Origin of the sequence: Streptomyces sp. Edi4 (assembly GCF_040253615.1) — a bacterium.
GTDB lineage: Bacteria > Actinomycetota > Actinomycetes > Streptomycetales > Streptomycetaceae > Streptomyces.
This window is the reverse complement of sequence record NZ_JBEJGY010000002.1, coordinates 76,587-100,904: the sequence shown is the minus strand read 5'-3', so window position 1 is coordinate 100,904 and position 24,318 is coordinate 76,587. Positions and strand designations below refer to the sequence as shown.

The 24,318-nt window shown below is 70.0% G+C and carries 22 protein-coding genes; 3 read left to right on the top strand and 19 right to left on the bottom strand.

What is annotated here, in order from left to right; all coding sequences use genetic code 11:
• Positions 1-87: 87 nt before the first annotated feature.
• Both ABR738_RS01535 and ABR738_RS01530 read left to right on the top strand, forming a co-directional pair.
• A complete protein-coding gene (locus ABR738_RS01535; protein ID WP_350228115.1) occupies positions 88-855 on the top strand; it encodes a GntR family transcriptional regulator in 768 nt (255 codons plus the stop codon).
• A 148-nt stretch (positions 856-1,003) separates the two neighbouring features.
• Positions 1,004-2,692: an ISL3 family transposase gene (locus ABR738_RS01530; protein ID WP_350228114.1), complete on the top strand. Its 1,689-nt coding sequence runs from the start codon at positions 1,004-1,006 to the stop codon at positions 2,690-2,692.
• Between the two features lie 692 nt (positions 2,693-3,384).
• Here the strand turns inward: ABR738_RS01530 and ABR738_RS01525 are convergent.
• The 19 genes from ABR738_RS01525 to ABR738_RS01435 form a co-directional block, all read right to left on the bottom strand.
• Positions 3,385-4,248 carry an ATP/GTP-binding protein gene (locus ABR738_RS01525; RefSeq protein WP_350228113.1) on the bottom strand — a complete coding sequence of 288 codons (864 nt, stop codon included), beginning with the start codon at positions 4,246-4,248 and terminating at the stop codon, positions 3,385-3,387.
• Positions 4,242-4,829 (bottom strand): hypothetical protein, encoded by a 588-nt coding sequence (locus tag ABR738_RS01520; RefSeq protein WP_350228112.1) that lies wholly within the window; start codon positions 4,827-4,829, stop codon positions 4,242-4,244. The genes ABR738_RS01525 and ABR738_RS01520 overlap by 7 nt, the downstream gene beginning before the upstream one ends.
• A gap of 524 nt (positions 4,830-5,353) precedes the next feature.
• On the bottom strand, positions 5,354-8,854 hold the full coding sequence (locus ABR738_RS01515; protein ID WP_350228111.1) for a hypothetical protein: 3,501 nt from the start codon (positions 8,852-8,854) through the stop codon (positions 5,354-5,356).
• Between the two features lie 5 nt (positions 8,855-8,859).
• A complete protein-coding gene (locus tag ABR738_RS01510) occupies positions 8,860-9,339 on the bottom strand; it encodes a TadE/TadG family type IV pilus assembly protein (protein WP_350228110.1) in 480 nt (159 codons plus the stop codon).
• A gap of 10 nt (positions 9,340-9,349) precedes the next feature.
• Positions 9,350-9,880, bottom strand: coding sequence for a TadE/TadG family type IV pilus assembly protein (locus ABR738_RS01505; RefSeq protein WP_350228109.1), 531 nt, complete (start codon positions 9,878-9,880; stop codon positions 9,350-9,352).
• The gene (locus ABR738_RS01500; protein ID WP_350228108.1) at positions 9,877-10,287 is read right to left on the bottom strand and encodes a TadE/TadG family type IV pilus assembly protein; all 411 of its coding nucleotides are present in this window, start codon (positions 10,285-10,287) and stop codon (positions 9,877-9,879) included. The genes ABR738_RS01505 and ABR738_RS01500 overlap by 4 nt, the downstream gene beginning before the upstream one ends.
• Positions 10,288-10,342: 55 nt before the next feature.
• Entirely contained in the window at positions 10,343-10,531 is a 189-nt protein-coding gene (locus ABR738_RS01495; protein WP_350228107.1) for a hypothetical protein, read from the bottom strand.
• 17 nt (positions 10,532-10,548) lie between these two features.
• Positions 10,549-10,734 (bottom strand): hypothetical protein, encoded by a 186-nt coding sequence (locus ABR738_RS01490; protein ID WP_350228106.1) that lies wholly within the window; start codon positions 10,732-10,734, stop codon positions 10,549-10,551.
• Positions 10,735-10,749: 15 nt separating this feature from the next.
• On the bottom strand, positions 10,750-11,646 hold the full coding sequence (locus tag ABR738_RS01485; protein WP_350228105.1) for a type II secretion system F family protein: 897 nt from the start codon (positions 11,644-11,646) through the stop codon (positions 10,750-10,752).
• Positions 11,643-12,575: a type II secretion system F family protein gene (locus ABR738_RS01480; protein WP_350228104.1), complete on the bottom strand. Its 933-nt coding sequence runs from the start codon at positions 12,573-12,575 to the stop codon at positions 11,643-11,645. Before ABR738_RS01480 ends, ABR738_RS01485 begins: the two co-directional genes overlap by 4 nt.
• Positions 12,576-12,636: 61 nt before the next feature.
• Positions 12,637-14,190, bottom strand: coding sequence for a TadA family conjugal transfer-associated ATPase (locus ABR738_RS01475; RefSeq protein WP_350228103.1), 1,554 nt, complete (start codon positions 14,188-14,190; stop codon positions 12,637-12,639).
• Positions 14,183-15,058, bottom strand: a complete 876-nt coding sequence (locus ABR738_RS01470) for a MinD/ParA family ATP-binding protein (protein WP_350228102.1) — start codon at positions 15,056-15,058, stop codon at positions 14,183-14,185. The genes ABR738_RS01475 and ABR738_RS01470 overlap by 8 nt, the downstream gene beginning before the upstream one ends.
• Entirely contained in the window at positions 15,058-15,720 is a 663-nt protein-coding gene (locus ABR738_RS01465; protein WP_350228101.1) for an SAF domain-containing protein, read from the bottom strand. The genes ABR738_RS01470 and ABR738_RS01465 overlap by 1 nt, the downstream gene beginning before the upstream one ends.
• A gap of 489 nt (positions 15,721-16,209) precedes the next feature.
• Positions 16,210-17,697: a hypothetical protein gene (locus ABR738_RS01460; protein ID WP_350228100.1), complete on the bottom strand. Its 1,488-nt coding sequence runs from the start codon at positions 17,695-17,697 to the stop codon at positions 16,210-16,212.
• Positions 17,698-18,135: 438 nt separating this feature from the next.
• On the bottom strand, positions 18,136-18,519 hold the full coding sequence (locus tag ABR738_RS01455; protein WP_350228099.1) for a hypothetical protein: 384 nt from the start codon (positions 18,517-18,519) through the stop codon (positions 18,136-18,138).
• Positions 18,520-18,584: 65 nt separating this feature from the next.
• Positions 18,585-18,932: a hypothetical protein gene (locus ABR738_RS01450; protein WP_350228098.1), complete on the bottom strand. Its 348-nt coding sequence runs from the start codon at positions 18,930-18,932 to the stop codon at positions 18,585-18,587.
• Complete coding sequence (locus ABR738_RS01445; RefSeq protein WP_350228097.1) at positions 18,929-19,873, bottom strand: replication-relaxation family protein; 945 nt, start codon at positions 19,871-19,873, stop codon at positions 18,929-18,931. Before ABR738_RS01445 ends, ABR738_RS01450 begins: the two co-directional genes overlap by 4 nt.
• Positions 19,873-22,089 (bottom strand): type IV secretory system conjugative DNA transfer family protein, encoded by a 2,217-nt coding sequence (locus tag ABR738_RS01440; protein WP_350228096.1) that lies wholly within the window; start codon positions 22,087-22,089, stop codon positions 19,873-19,875. Before ABR738_RS01440 ends, ABR738_RS01445 begins: the two co-directional genes overlap by 1 nt.
• The gene (locus ABR738_RS01435) at positions 22,086-22,553 is read right to left on the bottom strand and encodes a hypothetical protein (RefSeq protein WP_350228095.1); all 468 of its coding nucleotides are present in this window, start codon (positions 22,551-22,553) and stop codon (positions 22,086-22,088) included. Before ABR738_RS01435 ends, ABR738_RS01440 begins: the two co-directional genes overlap by 4 nt.
• A gap of 740 nt (positions 22,554-23,293) precedes the next feature.
• Between ABR738_RS01435 and ABR738_RS01430 the strand changes: the two genes are divergently transcribed.
• Positions 23,294-24,313, top strand: a complete 1,020-nt coding sequence (locus ABR738_RS01430) for a PQQ-binding-like beta-propeller repeat protein (RefSeq protein WP_350228094.1) — start codon at positions 23,294-23,296, stop codon at positions 24,311-24,313.
• Positions 24,314-24,318: the final 5 nt, after the last annotated feature.

The window sequence follows — 24,318 nt, the reverse complement described above, 5'->3', positions numbered from 1 at the left end:
CTATCTTGGGCAGCGCCGAACAAGCCGTCAATAGGGCTAGGACTGTCGCAGAAGGTTGTCCGAATCCGCATGAAACAGGAGGTACGGATGAGTAACCCCGCCTACCGGCAGATGGCAGCTGAACTGCGCGCCGCCATCGAGGACGGGACCTACCCGGCAGGCGGCACCCTGCCGAAAATCGTCGACCTCGCCCAGCGGCACAAAGTCGCCAAGCAGACCGCCCGCGAAGCTGTGGCCCAGCTCGAAGCCGAGGGCCTGGTCGACGTGATCCGCCGCCGCGGAACGGTCGTCCGCGCCCGGCCCGCCCGCCGGCGCCTCACCCGCGGCCGCCAGGTCCTCCGCGACGAACGCGGCTACTACTTCGACGCCTCTGCCCAGTCCTGGACCGCCCTGGAGCCGCCCGCCATCACCTGGGCACCCGCCCCCCGCGACATCGCCACCCTCCTCGGGCTCCCGGAGGGCGAAGAGCAGCAGGACGTTCTGGTGCGAGACCGCCTCATGGGCGAGGCCACCACCGGGACCCCGCTCCAGCTGGCCACCAGCTACCTGCCCGCCTCCCTCGCCCGCGGCACCCAGCTGGCCCAGAAGGACACCGGCCCCGGAGGCATCTACGACCTCCTCGAACAGATGGGCCACGCCCCTCTGTCCTGGGAAGAAGCCGTCAGCGCCCGCATGCCCACCCCCACCGAAAGCGACCGCCTGCACCTGCCCAAAGGCGTCCCGCTCCTGCGTATCACCCGCACCACCACCGGCCCCGACGGCACCGTGCTCGAGATCAACGACACCCGCATGTCAGCCGACACCTTCGACATCGGCTACGCCCTCACCCGGCACCCCAGCGCCCAACACCCGTGACAGCACCGGCCCCAGCCGGGCGGCGCCGCGTTCAAGCCGGAGTCGGGACCGTGCCGCCCCAGCGCAGTCGTGGCGCATGGTCGTGGTCATCCACTCCTGTGAGCGGTCGCGTAATTCGGCTCTGTCGACGATCTTGTGATGCCATCCGGTGGAACTGGGCATCTACCGGGTGTGCGATTCAAGGGATTTGGGGCGGTTACTGCCGCATTTGACAGGTGTGGCCATCGAGTCCGTCGAGCGGGTGGCTGGGGTGGTCACGTTTCGTGCGTCGTGTCGGACCCTGCCGGCGAGATGCTCGGCATGCAGGATGCCGTCTTGGCGGGTCCACGGCCGCTACCTTCGACGTCTCTCTGATGCTCCCATCGGCGGTGCCCCGGTCGTGATCGAGCTGACGGTGCGCCGCTTCAAGTGCCTCAACTCCCGTTGTCCGGCAGTGACGTTCGCCGAGCAAGTTCCGGGACTTTCCAGGCCGCACGCCCGGTACACCCCGCTGCTGCAGGCGGTTCTCACCTCGATCGCGCTGGCGCTAGCGGGCCGTCCCGGGGCACGGCTGGCCGCCGCGCTGAGCATCCGGGTTGCGAAGGACGCCCTCCTGCACCTGTTGCGTGCCGTTCCCGAACCGCCTTCGCCCCAGGTCAGGGTGTTGGGAGTCGACGACTTCGCGCTACGCAAGGGCAATTCGTACGCCACCCTTCTCATCGACCTGGAGGCCCGGCGGCCACTCGATGTGCTGCCTGGGCGGGACGCCGCGCCGCTGGCTGCCTGGCTCCGCAGACATCCCGAGGTAGAGATCATTTGCCGGAACCGGGCCGGCGCCTACGCGGAGGGCGCCCGCATCGGCGCCCCGCAGGCCCAACAGGTCGCGGACGGGTGGCACTTGTGGCGGAACCTCGCCGAGGCGCTGGAGAGCACCGTCGGCTCCCACCACGGCTGCATCCGGGCCGCGTTCGCGACACCCCGGGTCGCCACGGAGCCGACCGCGGTGGGTCAGGTCACGAAGGCGCCCGCCGCCGAGGCCGTGCCGTTCGTGCCGCAGGACGGGACACTCGACTACCTGGGGCGCCCCCGGCGCCTGGTCGTCCGCACCACGGAGCGGTACGAGGCGGTGCAGCAGCAGCTGGCCGAGGGTAAATCACTGCGCGCCATCGGGCGGGAGCTACGGCTTGATCACTCCACCGTGCGTCGTTTCGCCCGTGCACAGAGTCTCGAAGAGCTGCTGGTCAAGGCCACCAACCGAGCGACCCTGGTGGACGCGTTCAAGCCCTACCTGCACCAACGGTGGCTCGACGGCTGTCACGACATTCCCCAACTTCATCGTGAACTGCGCGAGCGAGGCTTCACCGGAGATGTCCAGTACGTCCGCCGCTACTTCCGCCCGTTCAAGAAGCCTCACAGCCCTCTGCCCAAGGACCCGCCCGCACCTCCTCCCGAACACCGACCAGCTCCGAAGCCCCGCCGCGTCGTCCGCTGGATCATGACGAACCCTGGGCACCTCGCCGAGGGCGACGCAGCTGAGCTCAAGGAAATCCGGGCCGTCTGCCCCGAACTCGACGCCGCTGCACGGCACGTCCGCGACTTCGCCACCATGATGCGCGACCTGCGAAGTGACCAACTACCCGACTGGATGGCCCGCGTCCTCGCCGACGACCTGCCGGCCCTGCACTCCCTCGTCAACGGCCTGCTCCGCGATCTCGACGCCGTGACTGCCGCGTTATCCACCACGTGGAGTTCAGGCCAGGTCGAGGGACATGTGACACGCGTCAAACTTCTCAAGCGCATGGGATTTGGCCGCGCCAACCTCGATCTCCTCCGCAGTCGCGTACTCCACAGTCCCTGATCTTGCCGACATCACGAGATCGTCGACAGAGCCGAATTACGCGACCGTCCACAACCCATCGCCCGCATCGTGCGGGAGTTCAAAGAAGCCACCGGGACCGGGGACAGCACGGGGGACTGACGCACTCCCCGCGGCAAGACGCACCCCGCACGAGGGCCGCGCGCGGCCGTTAGAGTGACAGCGGCCGGGGCGGGTGGCTGGCTCATGCCGGTGACGGAACACCGGCCCCGGCCGCTTTCAGGCCCACTACCGCCGCGATGACCGTCAGCGCCTGGCATCCGGGAAAGTTCTTTTTCCATGCGACCCATCCTTCGCCGACCCGGCACCGCGTGCGTTTGCCCCATGCGGGTGGGGCCGATACCGGCGGCCGTGTCCTGGGAACGGCCGCGGGGTTGAGCCTCTGACGCGGGCGTCCGCCCCACGGGCCCGCGCCACTTGGGGCCCTGTACGCCCGCCCGGCCCAGGGCCCCGCTCCTCCACCGCGAACGTCACCGTCGATGCATCCGCAGAAGGCGCTGCTCTCCCCAGTCGCCTCCCTGGTTGTGCCAGTGCGTTCGGCCCGACGAAGCCGGAATCGGGGCAAGCAGGCGCGCGAACAACCGAGTAGCCCTCTGTCGAGCAAGGACGGCGCCCAACCGGGGTTGGGCCGGGGCGTCTCCAGCGCTTACCTGGTGGGGCTCCGGGCGCCGGTGTCAGTTCAGAACTTGCACCTCGCGCACGTCGACTGTGAACGGCGTCCGACGTACTTCGGTGAATTCACCACCGTCTCCGAGGGCCGGTGCCTGCCATTTCACGGTCCATGTGGCCGTCGCCGTCCCGGCGTACTTCCCGCCGCTCTGCGTGGTTGACGGGCCTTTGTAACGGTGCCCGCAGTCCGGTGACATGGCCTTGCCTTGGGAGGCATCGTATGGGGTGCCAGGGCCGGTGCAGGTGATCGTGGTGCCGTCGCCCATGGCCCACGCGATGGACGACACCTCGGCCCGCGCCGTGACCGTGACACCGCCCGCCGTGGCCGACGCGGTGTTCGGCCCGAACGTTGTCGGACTCTGCTGCACCCACATCCACATCGGCATCCCGACGACGTACCGGCCGCCCGCGCGGGGGCTGGCGACATCAGGACCCACCAGCTTCATGGAATCGACCGCGCGGCGCGCCACCAGCTCGGGGTCGATCGTCGGTGCGGCAGGGCCCGCCGCGCCGTTCGCCACGAACACGACGCCGACGCGGCCCGTGTCCGGGCACTCAACCTGGTACACCGCGCCGTCCTTGGCGGTGTGTCCCTCCCAGCCCAGGTTCTCCGGCGGGGGCGGGGGGTCGAGTTTGGTGTAGGTGCAGGGCTTGGCCGTGCCTCCGCCCCCGTGGCTTGCCGGGGTGCCGGCCGTGGTGTCCATGCCACCCGAACCGCCGGACCCCGGTGCCGCCATGTCGTCCGAGGCGCACACCGTGACGTCCATGTCCGAGCCGGCACAGATGCCGCCGCCGGTGCCGTCGGCGTGCGCGGCCGGGGCGAGAACACCTACCAGGCACACTGCGGCCGACACCGCCCGTCTCAGCATGTGCGGGCTCCCTCCGGTGTGTAGGTGGTGACGATCCACCCTCCCGGCCACTTCTCCAGACCGGCCGTCGCCACGTACCGGCGCGGCTGGTTCGTCGGCAGGGGCACCACTGCCTTTTTGCGGGTGTCGTACGTCTCGCGCGACGACAGGTCGATACATGTTGAGACGGACGCCTTGGGTGTCTTGGCCGTCAGGTCGAGCACCGTCACTGCGGCGCCTGTCTGCTTGCTCCCCCCGCGCACGACCGTCCCGGCCTCACGCATCCGGGCCAGATCGATCCGGATCTTTCCTAGCGCGTCCAGCGTCGCGTACTTTTCCAGCTGAGTGCCCTTGGCATCCGCCTGGGCATACGCCTTCGTCCGCTCCGCCCACATCGCATCGAACGCGGTGAGCACCGCCCTCTTCTCGGCTGCCTTCGGATCAGCCGACGCCATGGGAGACGCTGAGGTCGTCACGGCCGCCGGAGGCGCAGAGGACGCCTTGTCGTCCTTGCCGTTGCCGCCGCATCCAGCGAGCGCGAAAGCGAGCGCCACGGCGCCGCCGATCGCGGCCGCGCCATGCTTCTGTCGAGCCGTCACCATCGGGCCACCCCCGTGCAGTCGCGAACAGAACCGGATCACCGTAACGCGCAGAACAGGGCCAGTCACAGGAGTTCCCAAGGCAGTTGAGTAAGCGAGCCGCCCGCAAGGCACTCACCTCTTCGTACGGTCGGCTATCGGTCTGCGATCCGGCTCGGATAGGTGCGGGGATACCGAAGGAAAAGAGCTGGGCAGCCGAGGCGACCAGCCGCCGCCCTGCCCTCCTCTGTGAAACTAACCTCCTCCACGACTATCGCGTGTAAGAAGGTGTCGGCGTCGCAAACAGCCTTGCCCAGTAGGGCTGACCAGCGGAGACGACCAAGATCGCGAAAATACGGATCCAACCCTCGGCAGTGGTTTCGGTCCACCTCCGATCCAACGATCGAACCACCAGTACAGCCAACTCTCGGATCAACGTGCCAGCCTCGCAGTCCTGCCCTGCGGCCGACCATCTTGGCCGCGGCAAGAAGCTGATCGTGGTCCGCACGTGGCCACCTGCCTAGCCACGCGGCGCCGTCCCCCAGCCGTCAGTGCGTAGCCGCGGGCCGGGGCAGCAGGCTGTGGAGGAGTTGGGCGGTCTCCGTCTCCATATCGAGTTCATCGCCTGGTTTTTCGCCTTCGTTGACCTTGGCGAGGTTGGCGGCGGCCTGACGGAGGGCGTCGATGTCGCCTGCGGCATGGTGGGCAAGGAAGATCTGGCGGTGGAGCAGTTCATTGTCCGCGGCTGCGAGCAGTCCCCGGCGTGCTGCCCAGAGCGCTCCGGGGATGTCGCCCGCTTCCCGGCAGCGTGTGGAGAGTTCGGCGGCTGCGTGCCCGATCGCCGAGATCATGTCCTCGATGACGGGTACCGCCCACTCGTATCGGCCGGGGTCGGTGGCGGCGAAGGGGCGGCCGCGGACGAGGGCAAGGGCGCGGCGTAGGGCAAGGTTGCCGTCTTCGGTGTCGTCAGCGTGGCCGGTGCGGGCAAGGTCCTGGAAGCGGGACCAGTCACAGGTGACTCGGGGGCCGAGCCGGTAGCGGGCGTCGCCGGTCTTGCTGATGCGCGGGAAGTGCTCCTGGCCCAGCCAGGAGCGGGTGCGGGAGACGGCCTGATCGCGGCGGGCGCTGTCGCGGCGCTTGGTCGGCCACAGGGCATAGTCGACGGCGTGGCGGTCGGCTCCGGGGTTCAGGGCAAGGAAGGCCGCTAGTTCGATGCTGCGGCTCATGCGGTTGGAGTCGACTCGTTTTGAGGTGCCTTCCACCGTGAGCGGGCCAAGGAGGAGCACAGTCGGCCCGTCGTCTGTCTCGGTTGTGGCTTCGGGGTCCGGTGTGCCGTGGGGCGTCCGGGCGGGGTTGGGGACGCTGGCATGGATGGCCCGCGTCGGGGCCGCGCAGGGCACGCTCGCGGTCGGCTGGGTGGTTGCGGGGGCCGCTGGTGTGTCGCGGCCGGCAAGCACATCTTCGAGTGAGAGCCCCGTGTTCCCCTCTTCCCTTCCGCTGTCCTCCTTGCCCGCTCGGTCGTCGTCATCGGAAGCGTGGTCGTCCGGGTCGGCGTACTCGGCGGGAAGCCCGTACTCGCCTTCGGCTTCCTCGGTTTCTTCAGCATCGACGTCCTCGGCTGGGTTCTCGAGTGGTTCGTCGGCGTCACCGGAGTATGCGTCCAGGCCATCGGATTCGTCGTCGAGGTCGGCGTAGGTGCCTGGGGCGGCAGGCACGTCGGCCGTGCTGGACGCCAGAGTGAGGATCTCGATGGAGTCGCTGAAGTGTTCGTCTCCCAGGGCTTGCAGGCGGATCGACAGACCGGAGCCGGGCAGAACGATCATCGTGTCCTTGTCCTGGCACACCAGCGTCCAGGCGCCTTCAACGGGGCCGGCCGTCGGATCGGCCGGCGCTGCGAGGGTGGTGATGACGGCGGCCGCCGTACGGGGCTCGTCGGCGAGCAGCTCCAGTAGATGGTCGGTGTCGGCGCCGGGGGTGGGCTGGTCGGCGAGCACGATGTGCGGGGTCCAGGAGTCGCCGCCGTCCTCGCGGAGCCGGGCCTCGCGGAGCGAATCGGTGTCAAGAGCGTTGAGAGCACGGCGCTGGCCTTGGGTGTGCAGCGCCAGCTCGTCGGCGGCCGCCGCAAGTTCCCTCGTGCGGGCCGCTCGTTCCGGTACTGCGTCTTCGAGTCCTGGTGTGGTGTCGCCGAGGAGGGACAGTTCCAGGTGGCCGGGCAGCGGAGTGTTGGCGAGTTCGACGGCGATGGCCTGGAGTGCGTGCCGGGACAGGGCAGGGTCACCCGTGAGCTGGAGGACGCCGACATGTTCGAGGTCGATGAGGACGAGGTGGCCTTGGTCGTCCCAGCCGAGGGAGACGAGGGCGGGGTAGGGAGCCTGGGTCTGGGCGCGGGATTCATCGTCGGCCAGGGCGGGGTGGGAGGCCGGGCAGGTCCACAGGTCCTGTCGGCCGGCTGCCGCGGTGAACGGCTTCATTGGCACGGTGTCCTGGGCAAGGTGGAGTTCAACGCGAGCCTCATGGAGGACCACGGCTTCGATGACCGGTAGGGGGCGCCCGGCGGCGGCCAGGTTGAAGGCAAGGGTGCGTAGCGCGCGGTCCAGCAGATCGAACCCGGTGGGGTGCTGGTAGACGCGCAGGCTGTACTCGGTGTCGGCCGCGCTGCCCTGGGGCATGGGGATGCGCCGTCCGGGGCGCAGGCGTCGCTGTTGTACGCGTCGGCGGAGTGTGACGGTGGTGATGAGAGCTGCGGCCATGAGGCCGACTCCTGCGGCCACGGCCGTGACCGGAACGGACGTTTCGTCTGCCGCGTGCGGGGAGGAAGCGGGCGGCGGGGTGTTGTGCTGGCTCGGGGGCGCGGGCGCAGAGGTGCTCGGAGCCGGGACCTCGGTCTGCGTGGGGTGCGCCGGGCTGGCCGAGGGGTTCGGCCGCCGGGACTGGGGCTGCCCGGCATCCGTCCCGGAGGCCTGGTCCGGGACGCTGGGGCTCGTGTCGCCGTGGTGGGGCGGCGAAGAGGGGCCGGGGGCCGGTGGTGTGGTGGGGTGCTCGCCGGTCCTGCCAGCGTGGGCGGGAGGGGTGGTGGTGCCCGCCTTCGGGAGGGTGAGGTGCTGTCCCGGATAGACGAGGTCGGGGTCGGTGAAGTGGTGGCCGCCGGGCTGCGCCTCCCCCTGGTTGGCCTCGAAGATCTCGCGCCACTTGTCCGGGTCGCCGTACGTCTTTCCGGCGATCAGCGAGAGGTTTTCACCGTCTTGGACGGTGTGCTCCGAGGCCTCGCCTGCTGGGTGGCTCGCTGCGGTATCTGTGTTCTTCTCCCCCTGGTGCTCGTCCTGGCGCTCCCTCGCTGGGGCATTCGGCGCGGACGTCGGGGATGCCGGGGCGGCGGCCGCGGTGGTGCGGGCGTCGGCGGGGAGCTTGATGACCGCGCCCTGGGGCAGGTACTGGTCCCCCGCCGCGATGTGCGGCACGTCCGGGTTGAGGGCGGCGATGTCTTTCCACCGCTGGCCGTCGCCGAGGTAGGTGACGGCCAGGTCCCAGGGCGCCTCAGTAGCCGACGTCACGGTGTGGGTGGGCCAGTTCGCCTCGTCGCTGGGAACGGCGGCCGTGCTTGCGCTGGCCGACGGGCTCGGGCTTGCTGTGCCGGCGGTGTGCACCGCAGGGGCGGCGACAGCCGAGGCCGGGGTGGCGGCCGAGGCTGCGGTCGGGGCGAGCAGCACGATGGAGCCGATCAGGAAGCCGGCCAGGGACTGCAGTCCGCCCAGACCGCGGATGCGGCGCGCCGAGCGGCCGCGCAGGAGAGCCACGGTCTCCAGGAGCGCTGAGCCGGTGAACGCCGCCCAGGCCGCCCAGCCGATGAGGGTGAGGACGACCAGGAGCAGGGAGCCGTCGTCCTGCTGGGTGAGCAGGTCCCAGCCGCCGGTGAGTTCGCCGGGCTGGTGGCCGACCTTCAGCAGGAGAAGGGGGAGGCCGGCGGTTAGGGCGAGGAGGAGGGCCAGGCCGGCCGCGGCGCGCAGGAGCCTGCCGAGCAGGCGCAGGGGTGCGGGGGTGGGGGGTGCCATCGCGGTCAGCCTCCAGCGGCTTGGGTCTGCAGGTGAGCGTGGGCGGTGCCGGTCACGTTGATCGTGGAGCGGCCCACCAGCTGGGCGAAGAGGGTGGTGTAGGTGGCGTGGACGGTGACGTTCAGAGTGCGGCCGTCGTCGCTGACGCTGACGTCGCCGGACACGTTGCGGGCGGCGAGGTAGTCGCGTGCGGCGCCGGCCGCGGCGCTCGGGTCGACGGTGATGGCGGTGCCCTGGACGGCCTGGGCAGGGTCGAGTTGCTGGCCGGCGGTGCGGGCGGCTTCCTGGGCCAGGGAGGTGGCACGGTTCGCGGCGTTCAGGGCGCCGCCGCCGTCGACCAGGAGTCCCAGCACCATCAGGATGGCGAGGGCGGCCAGCGCGAAGAAGATCGACATCGAGCCGCGGTCCCCGCCGCGCGGAGTGAGCGCGGCGCGACGGCGGACGGCCCGGAGCAGCGCGGTGATCACGTGCGTGAACCCAAGCACTGTCGCGCGCTCACTGCACGGCCTCCATACTTCGGTTCGTACTCCATGGACCTTCAGAATTCCCGAACCCAAGAGCTCTGCCTCTGTATGTATCGAGCGGGCTCGTCCAGGACGAGTGGAGTGTCTTGGATCCAGGCAGGCCCGGCAGCCCGATGTCGGACAGGTCCGCGACACAGGACACGGACGCGGTCACCGTCGCATCCACGCCGACCTGTTGGGCGTAGCCGGCGGTGTCGACGGTCACGGTGGAGATGCGGCAGGTGACGCCGTCGCCGGTAAGGCTCCGGTCCGCTGCGGCTTGGGCCTTGACCTGGGCGCTGGCGGCGTCGCGCTCGAGGGAGGCGGCGCGGGCGGCCGCGCGGGCGGCGGAGTCGACCGCGCCGTCGGCGTCGGTGACCCGGCCGAACGCGATCATCAGGAGGAGCAGGGCGATGAGGGCGGGGGCCAGCACGGCGGTTTCCACCGCGTAGCTGCCGCGGTCTTCCCGGGCGGCCCGGCGTGCCCTGGCCAGCGGGCGCCGCTTGGGCGCGGGGGCATTCACGGGGCGGTCCAGACTTCGACAGGCGCGTCAGCGTGCTGCGTGACGTTCAGGTGCAGGCCGGGAACGAGAGTGGCGACGCTGCCGTGGACAGTGATGCGGATCTGGCCGGCGCTGCTCCCGGCCGAGGACACGCTGGAGCCTTGGACGCTGCCGCCGAACTTCGCGAGGAAGTCCTGCGCCTGGGCGACACCGTCGCCGGGGGTGGCGCCGAACTGGCGGGCCGCCTCGACGCCTTGGCGGGCGGCGGACTGGGCGACCTTCCGTGCGTGGTAGTACAGACCGACCTGGATGGCGGTGAAGGTGAGCAGCAGCACGACGACAGCCAGAATCGCGAACTCCACACTGCCCACGCCGCGGTCCCGGTGCAGGTCATGCAGACGGTGCCGCATGCGTTCGTGGACTCTCATCAACCCGCTCCCCCTCTCCTGCGCTGCTGTACTGCCGCTCGTTGGTGATTGTCGGTCAGCCGCCGTTGATGATGCCGATCTTCTCGGCGACCTTGGTCTTGATGGCGAGGGCGATGGCGCCGGCCACGACGATGAGGACGGCCGCGAAAACGGCGACCTCGGTCGAGGACTGGCCTGCGTCCCGGGCCACCTGCATCTGGTGCCAGCGGGTACGGAGCAGAGCGGTCAGTGCTCGGATGTCCATGCTGATTCTCCTGGGGTTCAGTTGCCGAAGAGGCTCTTGACGAAGGGGATCTGCGGGAGAACGAAATAGAACACGATCGCCATCACGAGCAACACGACGATCATGAGGGACTGCTCAACAGATGCGTGCCCGGCGTCCTGGCCGGCCGCGTTAGCTCGGCTGCGGCGGCCTGAAGTGAGCGGAGCACGTAGGCGGAGGTTCACGAGGGTCCTTGTCGTTCAGCTGCCGAGGATGGTGACGGTCAGCGGGATCATCACGAAGGCGAGCATGAGGATGACGGCGAAGGTGACGGGCAGGACCATCGCCGCGCTGGCGGCGTTGGCCTGGCTCTTGGCGTCGGCCAGCAGCGCGACACGCAGCTGGCGGGCCTGGGCCTGCAGGGTGGTGTAGACGGCGGCGCCCTCACCGGCCAGGGCCAGGGTGTCGGCGGGGCGGGTCAGTTCAGGGATGTCGAGCTCGTCGCCGAGCTGCTTGAGTGCGTCCCACACGGTGACGCCGGACAGGTCGGCCTGGGCGAAGACGCGGCGCATGCGGGCGAAGATGAACCCGTCGCCGACCTCGGCGGTCTTGGTCAGCGCCTGGGCTGCGCCCGAGTTCGCGATGCGTGCCAGGGCGACCCGCTCGAGGTAGGAGGCAACCGCGTGGCGCACGATCAGGCGGGTGGCGGCAGCTTCACGGCGCAATTCGATCCTGGGCCAGATCCACATCAGGGCGGCCAGGCCCAGGGAGAGGAACAGCGGGATCACGTATGGGAAGGGCGCACCGGCCAGCGCCATCAGGGCCTGGAACAGCTGGGGGAAGAGCAGTCCGCCGAGCGAGAACAGCACGCGGCGGCCGAGGAATTCGGCGGGTGACTTCCGCAGGAGCGCCAGGTCCTTCACTGGCAGCGCCAGGCGGCCGCCCCACTCCTCGAGGAGCCTGGTGCCGACCTTCTCGGCGACGTTGTCCGGGGCGGCCGAGTCGGAGGAGGCGAGCTGGAGGGCCGGGGCCTTTTCCGCATCAAGGCGGTCGAGGACCGCATTCAGGTCGGGTTTCGCTGGCCAGGCCGCTTTCACGGCCAGACCGACCAGGGCGCCGGCCGCCGCCGCGGGCAGCACCGCGTTCAGCGGGATCATCGGTTTCCTCCCGAGGCGAGGTGCTCGGCCGGCCGGGGCACCGAGTGAATGAGGGGGTCGAGAAGGCGGGGGTTGGGGGCGGTGCGGGCGTAGCGGCGCAGCCAGTTGAGGTTCATCGCGAAGAAGCCGCCCAGCACGGCGAGGGCGATCTGGCCGATCGGTGACTGGTACCAGCCCGCCCAGGCCTTGTTGAGCATGCAGCCCAGGACCACGCAGAACACGACCAGCGACACGATGCGGGCACTCTTGCGGGTCTTGGACCGGTCGGCTTCCACATCCCGGGCATCCTTGGCCTGCTGGTCGATGTTCAGCGCGAGAGCTTCGAGGGCATCGGCCAGTCCCTCGCCCTTGTAAACGGCGTGGGACTGCATCAGGAGCACGACGTGGTCGACGACACCGTCGCCCAGTTCGTCGGCGAACAGTGCGAACGCAATATGGGCATCCATGCCGGCGCGCAGCCGCTCCGCCAGCCGACGCACATAGGAGGCGATGGGGCCAGGTGCGGACTTGGCGGAGGCCTGCACGGTTTGGGACAGGCTGATGCCGGCGGTGTGGACACCGGCCAGGTGGTTGAGCCACTGCGCGATCGCCTCCAGGCGCTCGATGCGCAGCTGGGCGGCGGTGCCGGGGTTGAGAATGTAGGGCACCCCGAGGACGACGGCGCCGGCGAGCAGACCGTGGACCGGCCAGCCCGTCCACGCCCACACCCCCAGCGCAACGATGACCGCAGTGGTGACCAGATGGCGCCAACGCTGTTGCCACTGCTCGGGCAGCTCCGCCTTAGTCCGCCGGATGCGCCCGGCCATCCTGGACGGGGGTTTGAGGGGGTCGGGGACACGGCCGCGGATCTCCCGTACGGCGGCGAAGGCCACCACGACAGCGAGGATCGCGCAGCACGCCGCGACCAGAGCGAGTTGAGCAGTCGTCACCAGCGCCCCCAGGTGAGTGAAGCGGTCGTCAGGGCGACGACGAGCCCCTGTTCGGGAGTGGTCATCGTCGGCCCACCGTCTGCAGAGGCGGGCCCCAGGCCTTCGTCGGGTTGTCCATCAGCCATTCGCGCCGGAACAGGCCGGTGAGCTCCAGGTCGTCGATGAAGGACGGCATGTTCTGGTAGATCGCGCGGCGTTCGCCCGCGGTGGGGGCGAACAGCTGGGTGGTGGTGGGCCGTCCGCCCTCGCCGACCACGTCGTGGACCTCGTGGATGTGGGAGACGAAGCGGTGCTTCCTGCCGCCGATGCCGGTTTCGTTGAGGTAGCTGATGTAGACGACGACGTCGATGGACGCGGCGATCAGGTGGTGGGCGGCCTCGGTGGCCATGCCCGCCTCGGTGCACAGCTGCACCAGGCGGCTGATGATCGCGTGGGGGCGGCGCACGTGAAGCGTGCACATCGACCCGGACCCGCCCGCCGACATCGCCTGGAGCATGGGCAGCACCTCGGTGCTGCGGACCTCACCGACGATGACCCGCGAGGCGTTGTAGCGCAGCGCGGTGGAGAACATGTCGGCGATGCTGATCTCACCCGCCAGCTTGTCGCCCTGCCGCTCGCCGTTGGACTGCCTCGCCTCGAAGGCGAAGGTGAGCGGCCCCGGCTTACGGCCGGGTTCGTCCAGGTAGAGCTCTCGGTCCGACTCCAGGGTGACCAGCCGCTCGAAGGCCGGGATCTCCCGGCCCAGTCCGCGCACCAAGGTGGTCTTGCCCGAGCCCATGTCACCGACGACCAAGATATTCAGCTTGGCGTGCACGCACGCGACGAGGAACGCCTGAAGCAACGGGTTGAGGGTGCCCCACTGGACCAGTTCAGCCAGTCCGTCGTCACGGACGCGATGCTTGCGGATCACGACGGACGGCCGCGTCGTAAGGGTGGACGCCGTGACACGGGACCCGTCGGGCATCCGGAATCCCACCATCGGCGTTGCGGGGGTCAGACTCCGCTCGCCGTGACCGGAGAGGCTGGCCATCCGGTTGACCCACGCGACGAGATTCTCGTGCGACTCCGTGACCCGCTCCACCGTGCGGCGGGGCCGGTCGTAGTACTCCACGTGCGCGGTCAGCCCGTCGACCATGACGTCCTCGACGCCGTCCTCGTCCAGCAGGGACTGCAAGCGGCCGCCACGGAACATGGCGTCGAAGACCGCGTTGCCTATGGTTCGTTCCTGCTCGACGGTCAGCGGGACGTTGCCCTGACCCTGGGCATGCAGGGTCGCATACTGGGCGACGGCCTGGGTGGCCAACGAACGCGCCAGGGCGCGCCGGTCGCCCTCCTCCATCAGGCGTGCCGGATCGGCATCACTCAGCGCCTTGGATACCTCTACCTGGAGGGCCTCAATGTCCGCGTAGGCGATGGGCAGTTCGCCCGGCATGCTGGCCAGGCTGGGTACGTGGGCCGGGCTCGCGACGGGTGGCGTCGGGCGTACCGGGACCGGCTCGGCGGCCGGCGCGGGAATGCGGCTGGTGGTCAGGTGCCCGGCGAGCAGGCCGGCGAGTTCGTCACGGCCCATGGGCGCGGGGCCGCCCGCTCCGGGGCGCTGGTGGGTGTCAGCCATGCGGGACTCCCTTGCGCTTGTGGTTGAGCCGTTCCAGCACGCCGGCCAGCTGCGTGCTCGCGGGCTCGGGCGCGTACTGGCGCTGAACCTGCCGGCGGGCGGCCACAGCTTCGAGCTGCTGGGTGGCAGTGCGTGCGTGGCGGAGCAGTTGGCTGCGCTTGTATCCGCGTGGTTGCGGCCCGCCCTGGGTCAGGTAGGTGGCGCTCTCCGGATCGAAGGGCAGCGCGGCCATCACGGGCAGCTTGAGGGATTCGGCGACCTGGTGGGCCCGGTAGGGGCCGGATTCGATCAAGAGCAGGCCCAGTGCGTCGGATCCGCTGCCGTGCTCGGATAGTTCGGCCGTCAAGGGCTTGAGGAGGTGACGGGCCAGGGTGAGCGACTGGTCGGTGCCGCGGACCACGAGCAGGACGAGGTCGGCCTGGTGCAGCAGCGGGGCCGGGGTAAGGGTGGGGTGAAGTCGGCCGGCATCCAGGGCGAGGCGGCCGGCGTCGATGAAGACGTCCTGGCTTGCCTGGGTAGCCAGAACCCGCATGATGTGAGCGAGTGAGGGCCAGGTCCGGCTCAGTGCCGCGGCCTGGGCGGGGTCGGTAAGGCCGGGCAGCAGCTGACGGTGGCCCGCATCGTCCAGCGGCCACAGGTGGGAGGCGAAGGCGTTGGCCAGGGCGTCCGGACCGACCCGTTCGGCCTTCGCCAGGTGGTACAGGCCGAACCCGGCACTCACCTCGTTCTGCAGGAACCCGGACCGGATGGTGCCGCCGGATGGATCGCACTCGGCGAGCGTGGTGGGGCGGCCCGAGGCCAACGCGAGTGCGAGGGCGCTGGTGGTGACGCCTGAAGATTTGGCGGAGACGAGGGCAGTGACCGGCATCAGCTGCTCCGCGGCTGGCGTACCAGGGCGATGTGTCCGGTCGATGCCCGGGCCGCCAGCAGCGGCCCGACACTGGTTTCGACGGCGAGGTTGACGACGACGGTGCCCGAGGCATCGGGCCGGCTGACACTCACCACCGCGGCGGAGATGGTCTGCGGCGGTGTTTCGCTTTTGCCGCCCGCCTGGTCGGACTGTCCGGGGGTGGTCACCGCGAGGACCTTGTCGCCGGGAGCGAGGGTGCCGGCCGGGGCCTGGCCGGGCTTGACCTGGACACCCACCTGCTGCTGGTTGTCCCCGAGTCCCGATCCGACGCCGAGCTGCGAGGCGGTGAGCAGGCCGCCCTTGCGCAGGTCGACTGCCGGGCGCTTGCCGACGACAGCGGTGCGGTCGGCAGCGGGCATCGGCGCCAGCGCGGCATCGGCGGACACCTCGGCCACGATCAGGTCCGCGTCCGTGATCGCCTGACCGGCAGGAACGTCACGGGCGATGGCCAGCACCTTGACCCGGTCGCCGGCCGAGGTGACGGCGGCGGCCGCGCCGAGCCCGGCCACCACGGCCAGCACGATGCACAGTGCCGCCACCGACCAGCGGCGCTGCCGCTTGACCGGGGCCGTCGTGGTGATAGGCAGATCGGTGCGGACGGGGCTGGAAGGGCGTGGCACCGGCGGAGCGGCGGGGGATTCCATACGGGGTCGTGCCTCTCTCAAACTCAGTGACGGGTTGGCTTGGTGAGGACCTGGACTTCGGCCACAGTGATGCCCATGGCGCTCATACGGGCCTCGGTGAGCTGGCCGGTCTGCCCGCCGCCGGTCCAATCAACTGCCACAGGCAACATCCCTGGTCACCTACGTTACGCAAAGATTTGCCAACAGCACAGCCCGTTATGCCAGTTCAGGGCCTCCGACATCTGTCTAACCGTCGCCCGTCACCGGAGGGGCCATTGGACAGGCTGCCTCAACCCCAGAGCATGCACAGACACAGGGCCCTCCCCCGGGGCCTTGCGTCTTGTCGTGGCCCGGATCGGATCTGCCATCGGCGCGGACCATCCGGCGCCGGGCGTCTTCGCAGGCTCCCCCGCCGCAGTTGGCACGGAAGCTCTGCAGCTCTCCCCGTTTTCGCGTAGCCGAACAGGAGGAGCAGCGCCTGTCGGTTCAGGTGGTTCTGCTGGTGAAGGCCTGCGTGGCCTGCCAGTTGTCGAGTTCTGCCTGAAGTACGGCGCACGCCCGCTTGGCTTCCATCTCCTCACGCATCTGCTCTAGCCACCCCTGGTCCGGCCAGCACACAGTGGCGGCCTCTTGGCGGGCCGCCAAGGGGCGGTTGGATGCGCGGGCCGCGTAGATCTGCCGGGGGCTGGCCTCGGGCCCATAGGCCGCCTCGAGCGACAGGGATCGCAAGTGGAGGTGCTCGGGCTCCCGCAGCCAGGGCCGATATTCCGGCACCGGCGTTTGCGGGGGCTCGCTGCGTGCTTCCTGGAGCCGTCGGCGAAGCTCGGATCGCACGTGTTCGGCGTAGTGCTGCCACGCCGGGTGGCTGCGCTGCTGGCGGCCGCGGAGCATTGCCTGGTGCCGGGAACCGTCCTCGTCGATTTGGTCGTCGCCCAGCGCGGGAGTACCGGTGTGGGCGAGATGGCCGTAGTGCTGAAGACGTGCGAGCTGGTGGCGGACGTAGGCCGCGGGATCTCTCAGGTAGCCAGGGACGCCCCAGGTGCGCAGTTCGGCGGTGAGGGCCTGCCAGGTCCAGCCGGAGGCGATCAGGGGGCGCAGGACGTAGGCGAGGCGGCGGGTACAGCCGCGGTGGAGCCACCAGACCTCGAGTTGCAGCTGTTCGGCGATCGCGATGCCGCGGGCGCAGTCAGCCGGGCTACTGCGGTGCCGGGTTGGGCTCGAGGGGCGGTGGGCGTTGTTTCGGCCTGTCGCGCGCGTGCGCGAGGTGTATTTACTACCTCCCTCTACCTTTAGCTGACTGTGGTCCTGTGGGACCACAACAGAAGGGGTGCACGAGGAGGTTCTCCGCGGGGCCGGGGAAGCCGTCTTCCGGCAGGCCGCGGCAATGGCGCGCGCCCGGCCCTTCTCAGTGACCCCGATTGGGCGGGCCTGGTAGCCGCTTCCGTCGATCCGCCGGCCCATGGCGTGGTCCCAGGCGGGCGGGGCCACCGCCGCGAAGATGGTGGCCGTACCCCGATACCCGTGCTCCTGCGTCCAGGCCGCGCCGTGCCGGGTGCGCTGGGAATTGGTCCTGGTGCCGTGCTCGACATAGGCGGTTAGGCCCAGTTCCCGCAGGATTCTCGAGTGGTTCAGGACGGCACGGCGCCGCAGCCCGAGCTCACGGCAGGTTGCTTCGATGTTGAATACGAAGTGCCCGTCCTTGCTGCGCTCCATCCTGCTAGCGAAGGCTTCCGCGAGGCGCAGCGTGGTCCGGCCCGCCCCCGGGAGGTGGCCGGAGGCGACCATGAACTGGGCAGCTGCCCGAAAGTCGTTGGCGTGGCGCAGCTGCCGGGAGGCGGTGGTGGTCACTTCCTGTTCGGAAGCCTGGCGCACGGGCGTGAAGGCATGGCGCGAGGTGTCCGGTGCGGGTGCCGACTCGGACACCTCGGGGGATGCCGTCCAGTCGGCATGGCGGCATGGGGAATCGTCAGGCACGCTGAAGCCGTTCTCTGATGCGTCTGCACCGGGGCACAACAAAGCCCCGCAAGGGGTGGTTCAGGCAGAACCGAGTAACTGTCCGGTGAAAGCCCGGGCACTTCGCCTGACCAGGGGGTCTAGCCCTGGGGATAGCGGTGACAGGTTGGCCGGTGGGCCCGATGAGGATCGGGTGACCTGGCCGGGGCAGCGAACGCGGACGTTGGGGAAGACGGCGCGGAAGAGCGGCCCCTCGCGTGGGCTACGTCATCAAGCTCCCCTCAAGGGGGATACCCGGTCCCCCGCGCGCGGGAGGGCACGTAGCAATCCGCCAGGGGTCCGGCACTGACACGGGCGGGCTCCATGCGCCCCTCCCCCGTGTCGTTCCTGCGGTCCTGACAGGCCGACGCCGCACCCAGCAGGGCATGTCGCATCGTCCGTGAGCTCGGTGAAATGGCGTCAGGAAGCAAGGCGCTGCTCCTCAGCAGAAGAGTTGTCGGGGCGTCGGGCTGACGGGAGCGTTGTCGTCATGGAGTTGCGAGGCGTGAGCAGAAGGTCGTCTATCGATCCCTGGCCGTCGGTCTGGTGGGCCCACCCCTCCAGGATGTGGTTGATGATCGAGCGGGCAGTCATCTGGAATTCGTTCACGCAGCGCTCGCTCTGGGACAGGGCACCGAGCGGCCGGGTGTGGCAGTAGATCGCCATCATCTCGGCGAGCAGCGGCGAGTAGAGGTCAGGAATGGCCTCCAGGGCGTCGCACTTTGGCGGGATGCACGCGGGCAGCGGCACGCCGGCGGTGGTGGCCGACGGGCTGTTCTTGTGGCGGAGGAGGCGGAAGCGCACGGGAACTGTCCTTTCGCTATGGCGAGTACCGGAGGAACGGGATGAGGCTGGACCGGCAGCCGGGCTTAGTTCCCGGACTCGGGGGCGGTATTGGCGGGGAGGCTGGGGTAGGCCGCGGTGATCTCGTCCAGGAGGGCGGCGATGCTGTGGGCGTTCATCGCGGCCCAGATGCTCATCTGCTGCTCGCTGACGGAGCTCCCCCGGGGCAGCAGGAGCGCGGCAGGGGTCCCGGCGAGGCGGGCGGCGTTCTTGAGGTGGGCGGCGGCGGCGACCAGCTCGGTGATGAACGGCGTCTCGATCGTCTCGATGCAGCGGACGTGGGCGCAGTTCCCGGTGGGCTGGTAGGCGGAGGACACGGCCATCTGGGGCTCCTTGGAGGTGTTGATGCGGTGGGTCGGGCCGGGGGCGGTCATGCCGAGATGGGTGCTGCGGGGTGCGGGGCGCGCAGCCAGGCGTCGGTGGGCCCGTCCGGGCCGAGGACGGGGGTGAAGACGGGGGCGAAGGGGCCGTGTTCGCGGAGCTGTTCGAGGGTGGTGACTCCGGCGCGCAGCGGTGTGGTGTTCAGGAGGGGGTCGCTGGCGGCGAGGCTGCGAAGGTCGGCGATACGCCGCTGAAGCCGTGCGGTGGAGGCTCCGGTGAGGACCAGCAGCAGGCGGGGGAAGACCGGGTAGCGGGCGCGCCATGCCGGGGCGGCGGGGCTGCGTCGGGCGCGGGGGCCGGCGGGCTGGAGGGCGAACTGCTCGTAAGCGGCGTAGGCGTGGAGCTTGGCGGCGAGGCGGGCGATGGTCATCTGGGTGCGGTCGACCTCGATGAAGAAGGTCAGCATGGTGCGGGTGCGTTGTTTGTGGTCGGTGTGGACGTAGTTGAGGACGGCGTCGGGAATGAGGGCGAGGTCTTCGCCGGGCCGGGCCTCGTCCCGGTAGGCGTGTGCGTTCTCCGGGGACCAGTCCAGCGGCCCGCATTCGTGACGCAGTCGACGGGCGTGGGTGACGAAGGCCAGGCCGGTCTCGACGGTGGCCAGGGTGTGTGCCTGGAGCGGGCCCAGCGCAGTCGCGGCGTTCATGCGGTAGGGGCGCGGGGGCAGCAGGCCGACGGACTCGACGGCCTGGGCGCCTTTGTCCGTGAGCCACCACAGCAGTTCGGTCTGGCCGTGGCGGCGCTGGCCGACGGTGTCGGCCAGGCCCGCGTTGCGCAGGGTGTGGAGCTGGCGGCGCATGTATTCGGAATGAGCGTGCTGTGGGGTGATCAGCTGGTGGAGCTGGCGGGTGGAGAGCATGCGGTGCTGGTAGATGACCTGGGCGGCCTCTTGGGCGATGGGGCCCGGAGCAACAAGCCCGGCGTGTGGATAGGGCATCAGGAAGCTTCCTTGTCTGCGTAGCTGGTGGTGGGGTCGGCGCCGACAGCAGTGGCGGGGCCGGCGGGCTGGAGGCCGTTGTGGTGGGTGAGGATCACGTCGTCCAGGTCCTCCAGCTCCGTGAGGATGTCCTTGAGCGGGCGGCGGCGGAGGTTCTTGTCGATCGCCGTGGCCAGGTCCGGGACGCCGGCAGGGTTGTGGCAGTTGGCGAAGACCTCTTCGACGGGCAGGCCTCTCACGCGAAACGGGCTGGTGCGCCGGCCGTTCAGCGTGATCGACATGATCTGGTGGTACTTGGGGAGTTCGGTGATGGTCTCGGGGGTGACCTGGCCGTTCCAGCGGCGGGCCACATAGGCGGCTTCGTCGTAGTCGGCGGCACAGGTGCTCAGCAGTGACTGGTTCTGCATGAGGGACTGGCGGGTGATCGCGGACAGCCGCAGCGCCATCTGCGTCATGCCGAGGAAGCGCACCTCGTATTTGCGCAACTGCTCGGCGATCGCCGCGAGGAAGCCTTTGGAGGAGGAGTCGACCGCGGTGAGCTCATCGCCCCAGGACCAGAAGGTGCGCCGCTTGCTGCGGTGGGTGTCCTGGCGGGAGCGGCCGGCGCGGTAGAGGTCGTGGATGAGCAGGCAGGACACCAGGGCGTCGGCCTCGGAGCCGTCGGGGCACAGGAACACCACCTTGCCGGTGTCCATGGCGGTGCGTACGTCGTAGCCGGAGCGCGGTGAGCCGAAGAACGCCTGCAGCGAGGGGCTGGTGTCGAGACGGTCGATGGCGTAGGTGACGGTGGGTACCGCCTCGGAGGGCATGTCCAGGAACGTCTTGAGCCAGTACTTCTGCACGCTGCCCGGCAGATGGGGCAGGAGCTTGCCGCGCCACTTTTCGTCGGTCAGCCACCGGCGCAGCTGGAAGAGGGTGCCCTGTGCCTCGGGGTGGCCTTCGCTGACCGCCTTGTGGTTGAGCAGGGCGATCGCCTGGCAGGCCCGGGCCAGGATGGTGTGGGCGCGCGGAGCCTGCTCGCCCCAGCCCTGGGCGGCCGCGATGGCTTCGGTGACCGCCCGCACCACCTTCTGGATGTCGAAGGGTTGGCGGTGTTCCATCGACAGCGGGTTCCAGGACGCGACCATCTGGTCCGGATCGGCCTCGCCCAGGTTGATCTCCCACATCCGGTCCATGAGGTGCGGGTGGGCCAGGTAGGGCTTGGCGCGGGCCCAGGCCTCGCCGTGTGGGTCCAGGAACCAGCAGCCGTAGCCGGTGTGCGCGAGCGCGATGCACTGCACCAGCGCGGCCTCGGTCTTGCCGTGGCCCGACTTGCCAAGCATCAGGGCGAACAGAAGGTCGGCTGCCCGGGCGGCGCCAATGCGCTCGATACCGTCGGGGTAGACGACGGCGCCGAGCGGCACCAGGCCCGGCTGTCCGGTGTAGACGGGCAGGTCGGCCGGGGCGGGCGGGACCAGTCCGCCGGAGCGCACGATGCTGGGGGCGGTGCACGACTTGGTCGGTGGCTTGAGGAACCCGGCGAGCTCGGCCACCGTCATCCACTGCCGCCGAATCGGGGCGAACTCCCCTGTCCTGAAACGGCGGTCGAAGGAAGCGACCGCACGGCGGGTACGCGGCCGTCGTGGCCGCAGGTGGTTTTCACCGCTGGTGATGGAGAACGCCGCAAGCAGCTGGTTCATCCGCGCCAGCGCCTGCTGCGGATGCGTGGCCTGGGTACGCAGCAGGATCTGCACGGCGAAGACGGCTCCGGCAGCGGGGTCGAACTTCCCGACTTCCGCCTTGAGGTCCGTCATCCGCGGCAACCGCTTCGCGCCGGACGGGACGCCTGTGGTCTTACCGCCGGACCAGGCCGCGGTCACCGACCCCCACACCCCTGCCCCGCCCAGGCCCCCCGTCAGCCGCTCACCGTAGGCCGAGGGGCCACGGCGGCGGGAGCGGGCCATGAGCCGGCGCCGGCGGCGCGCCAGGCGCCGCTCGCCCACCGGCACCAGGTCCACAACCACCTCGGCCCGCTCCCCCGCCTCCGTGCGCACACTGGCCATCGCAGCCGCAAGCTGCTGCAACGGGTCAGGAGACAGCCCCAGATCAGCCAGCGGCTTCTGGTCTGCCAGCGCCAGCACCAGCTCCACGCGCTCTGTGAACCGGGCCCGCCCAGCGCCGGCTTCGTCGCCGGTGGCCGTGGCGTTCACCTTCAGGAGGTCGACCGGCGCCGTCACGGACGGCCCCCGTCGCGCTGCCAGGGGAAAGCGAGGGGCTCGAGGCGCCGGTGGCTGTGGTGGGTGCGGACTTCCACCCCGTCGAAGCCAGGCATCCCCAGCACGGCGGCCGCCTGGACGGGTCCCTCGAGATAGCAGTGCATCTTGCTGCCCGTCTCAGCGCAGTAACGCAACCGCACCGCGGCACCGCGCTCCGGCACTCCCGAAGCAGAGCGCGTGACGCGCCCCAAGTGGTGCGCCCAGCGATGGACCTCCCCCTCCAGCGGAGCAAATCCGGAGGTCGGCACCACCTCGACCACGGACCGCTCAAGGAGCGTCGCCCGCGCCTTCCGGCGCCGGCGCCAGGAAGCACTGGCCCAGGCGGTGGCGCCGGCAGCGACCATCACCGCGAGGAGAGGGGCGGACCAGGCGATCCAGTGCGCGGCGGTGAAGGCGGCCTGGACACCAGGGAGTTCGGTATTCATGCCGCGCCGCCGACGAGCGCGGTACGCGGGATAGGAGCGGTGCACACGGTGGCCTCCAGATGAGTTGGAAAACTTCCCTTCACCTGGACCAAGTCAGTGCGCGAAGCCCATTCAGACACCGGAGCCCATGCTTTGCTTTTCCTTTACCAAGGGCTGGTGGGCGCCCGCCCCGCAACCCGCTGTTCCACCGGAAGCCGAGGCGGGCCGGGCGTTGCGTGCTTCATCGCGGAGGGCTCCCCCGGCAGGCGCACGTGTGAGGCTGTTGCGACCGATGAGCAGAGCGTTACGGTGATCAGGCCGGAGAAGGGCGGGCTCCCGCCCGCTACTGGTGCCCGCCCTGGGGCGGCGCGGGGCCATGCGGGCAAGCTGCCGCCATCGGCGGGAAGTTGATTTCGTTCGAATGTCCGGATCTGGGCGTTCTAGGAAGTGTCGATTGCGGGGGATGGCTGATGAGGCCTGCATGGATTAAGGGACGTGTGGCCCGGGGGTTGTTCTGCGCCGTTGTTGCCGGGGCGGCCCTGTCGGCATGTTCAAGCAGTGGTTCCACGGCGGCGGGCGGGGAGCGGCCGAGCAGACCTGCGGCAAAGGCGGCGGAGCAGCCGCGCAAGGCCTTCGATCCGCCGACTCGGTTCGGGTCCGTCTCAGGCTCGGACACCTCGTTGGAGGACGCGGCTCAGCCGAGTACCGCGAGCGGCGATGCGGCGCGCCCCGCGGTGTCCCTGCGGGACGGCGTCGCGTATGTGGCCGGCGAGGACGGCCTGAAGGCGGTCGACACCGCCCGGGCCAGCGTCAAGTGGTCGGTGGACACCACCAACAAGGCAGACCGAGGCGGTTTCGGCACACGCCGCGCAGCCCCCCATGTCATCGCGGGCCAGGGCGGGGCGACGGTATTCGCGGCGTACGACAGGACCGTCCCCGGCCAGGGAACCATGCCCGCCAGGGCTGCCATCGAGGTCCTGGCCGTGGATGCGGTGTCGGGAAGGACAGCGTGGCGTGCCGAGTTCACGCCCGCCCCCTCGTCCCGCATCGAGGCCAGTGGTCTGGCAGCGGACGAGAACGTCGCACCGAAGGTGATCACGGCCGATACGACATCGGTGGTGGTCACGGCCGACGAGACGACGTACGTCCTGGACCGGGCCACGCGCCAACTGCGCTGGCAGCAGAAGGGTTTTAGCGCCGTCAGCGTCGCCGATGGCGTGGTGGCAGGTGGAGAAGCGGCAGGCGCGGGGGGCTTTCACGGCCAGCTCGGTGGGTTTGCACTCGACAGCGGGCAACGCCGCTGGACGGCGGCGAGCTCCGACCGGGCCGTGCACGCGTCCGCGGCCGGGCCGGGACTGCTGGCCGGCAATGTCCAGGAGAGCCTGGTGCTGGTGGATGTCCGTACCGGCACCGAGCGCGCCCGGTATGCGGGCGGCGGCCAGCTGCATCTGCACCCATGGCGGTGCAGGGGAGATGAGCAGTCCCTCGTGCTGTGCCACGACCAGCTCGCGGGGCAGGTAAACGCTGTGGTCGTCTTCGACGCGGCGACCACAGCGAAGGTGTGGTCACTGCCGGATGCCTCGGGCCGGATCGTGCCCCAGGTGACCGCGTTCTGGCACGGCGCAGTGTATGGCCGGACCAACAACGGGCCGGTCGTCCTGGACGGCCACACCGGAAAGGACCGTGAAACCAAGCCGGGCGCGGCTCCGTTCGAAGTCGACCAGTACGGAGGCCTGTCAGGCGACAGCCGATCGCCCCTCGCTGTTCCCGCCTCTGCCTGACCCGT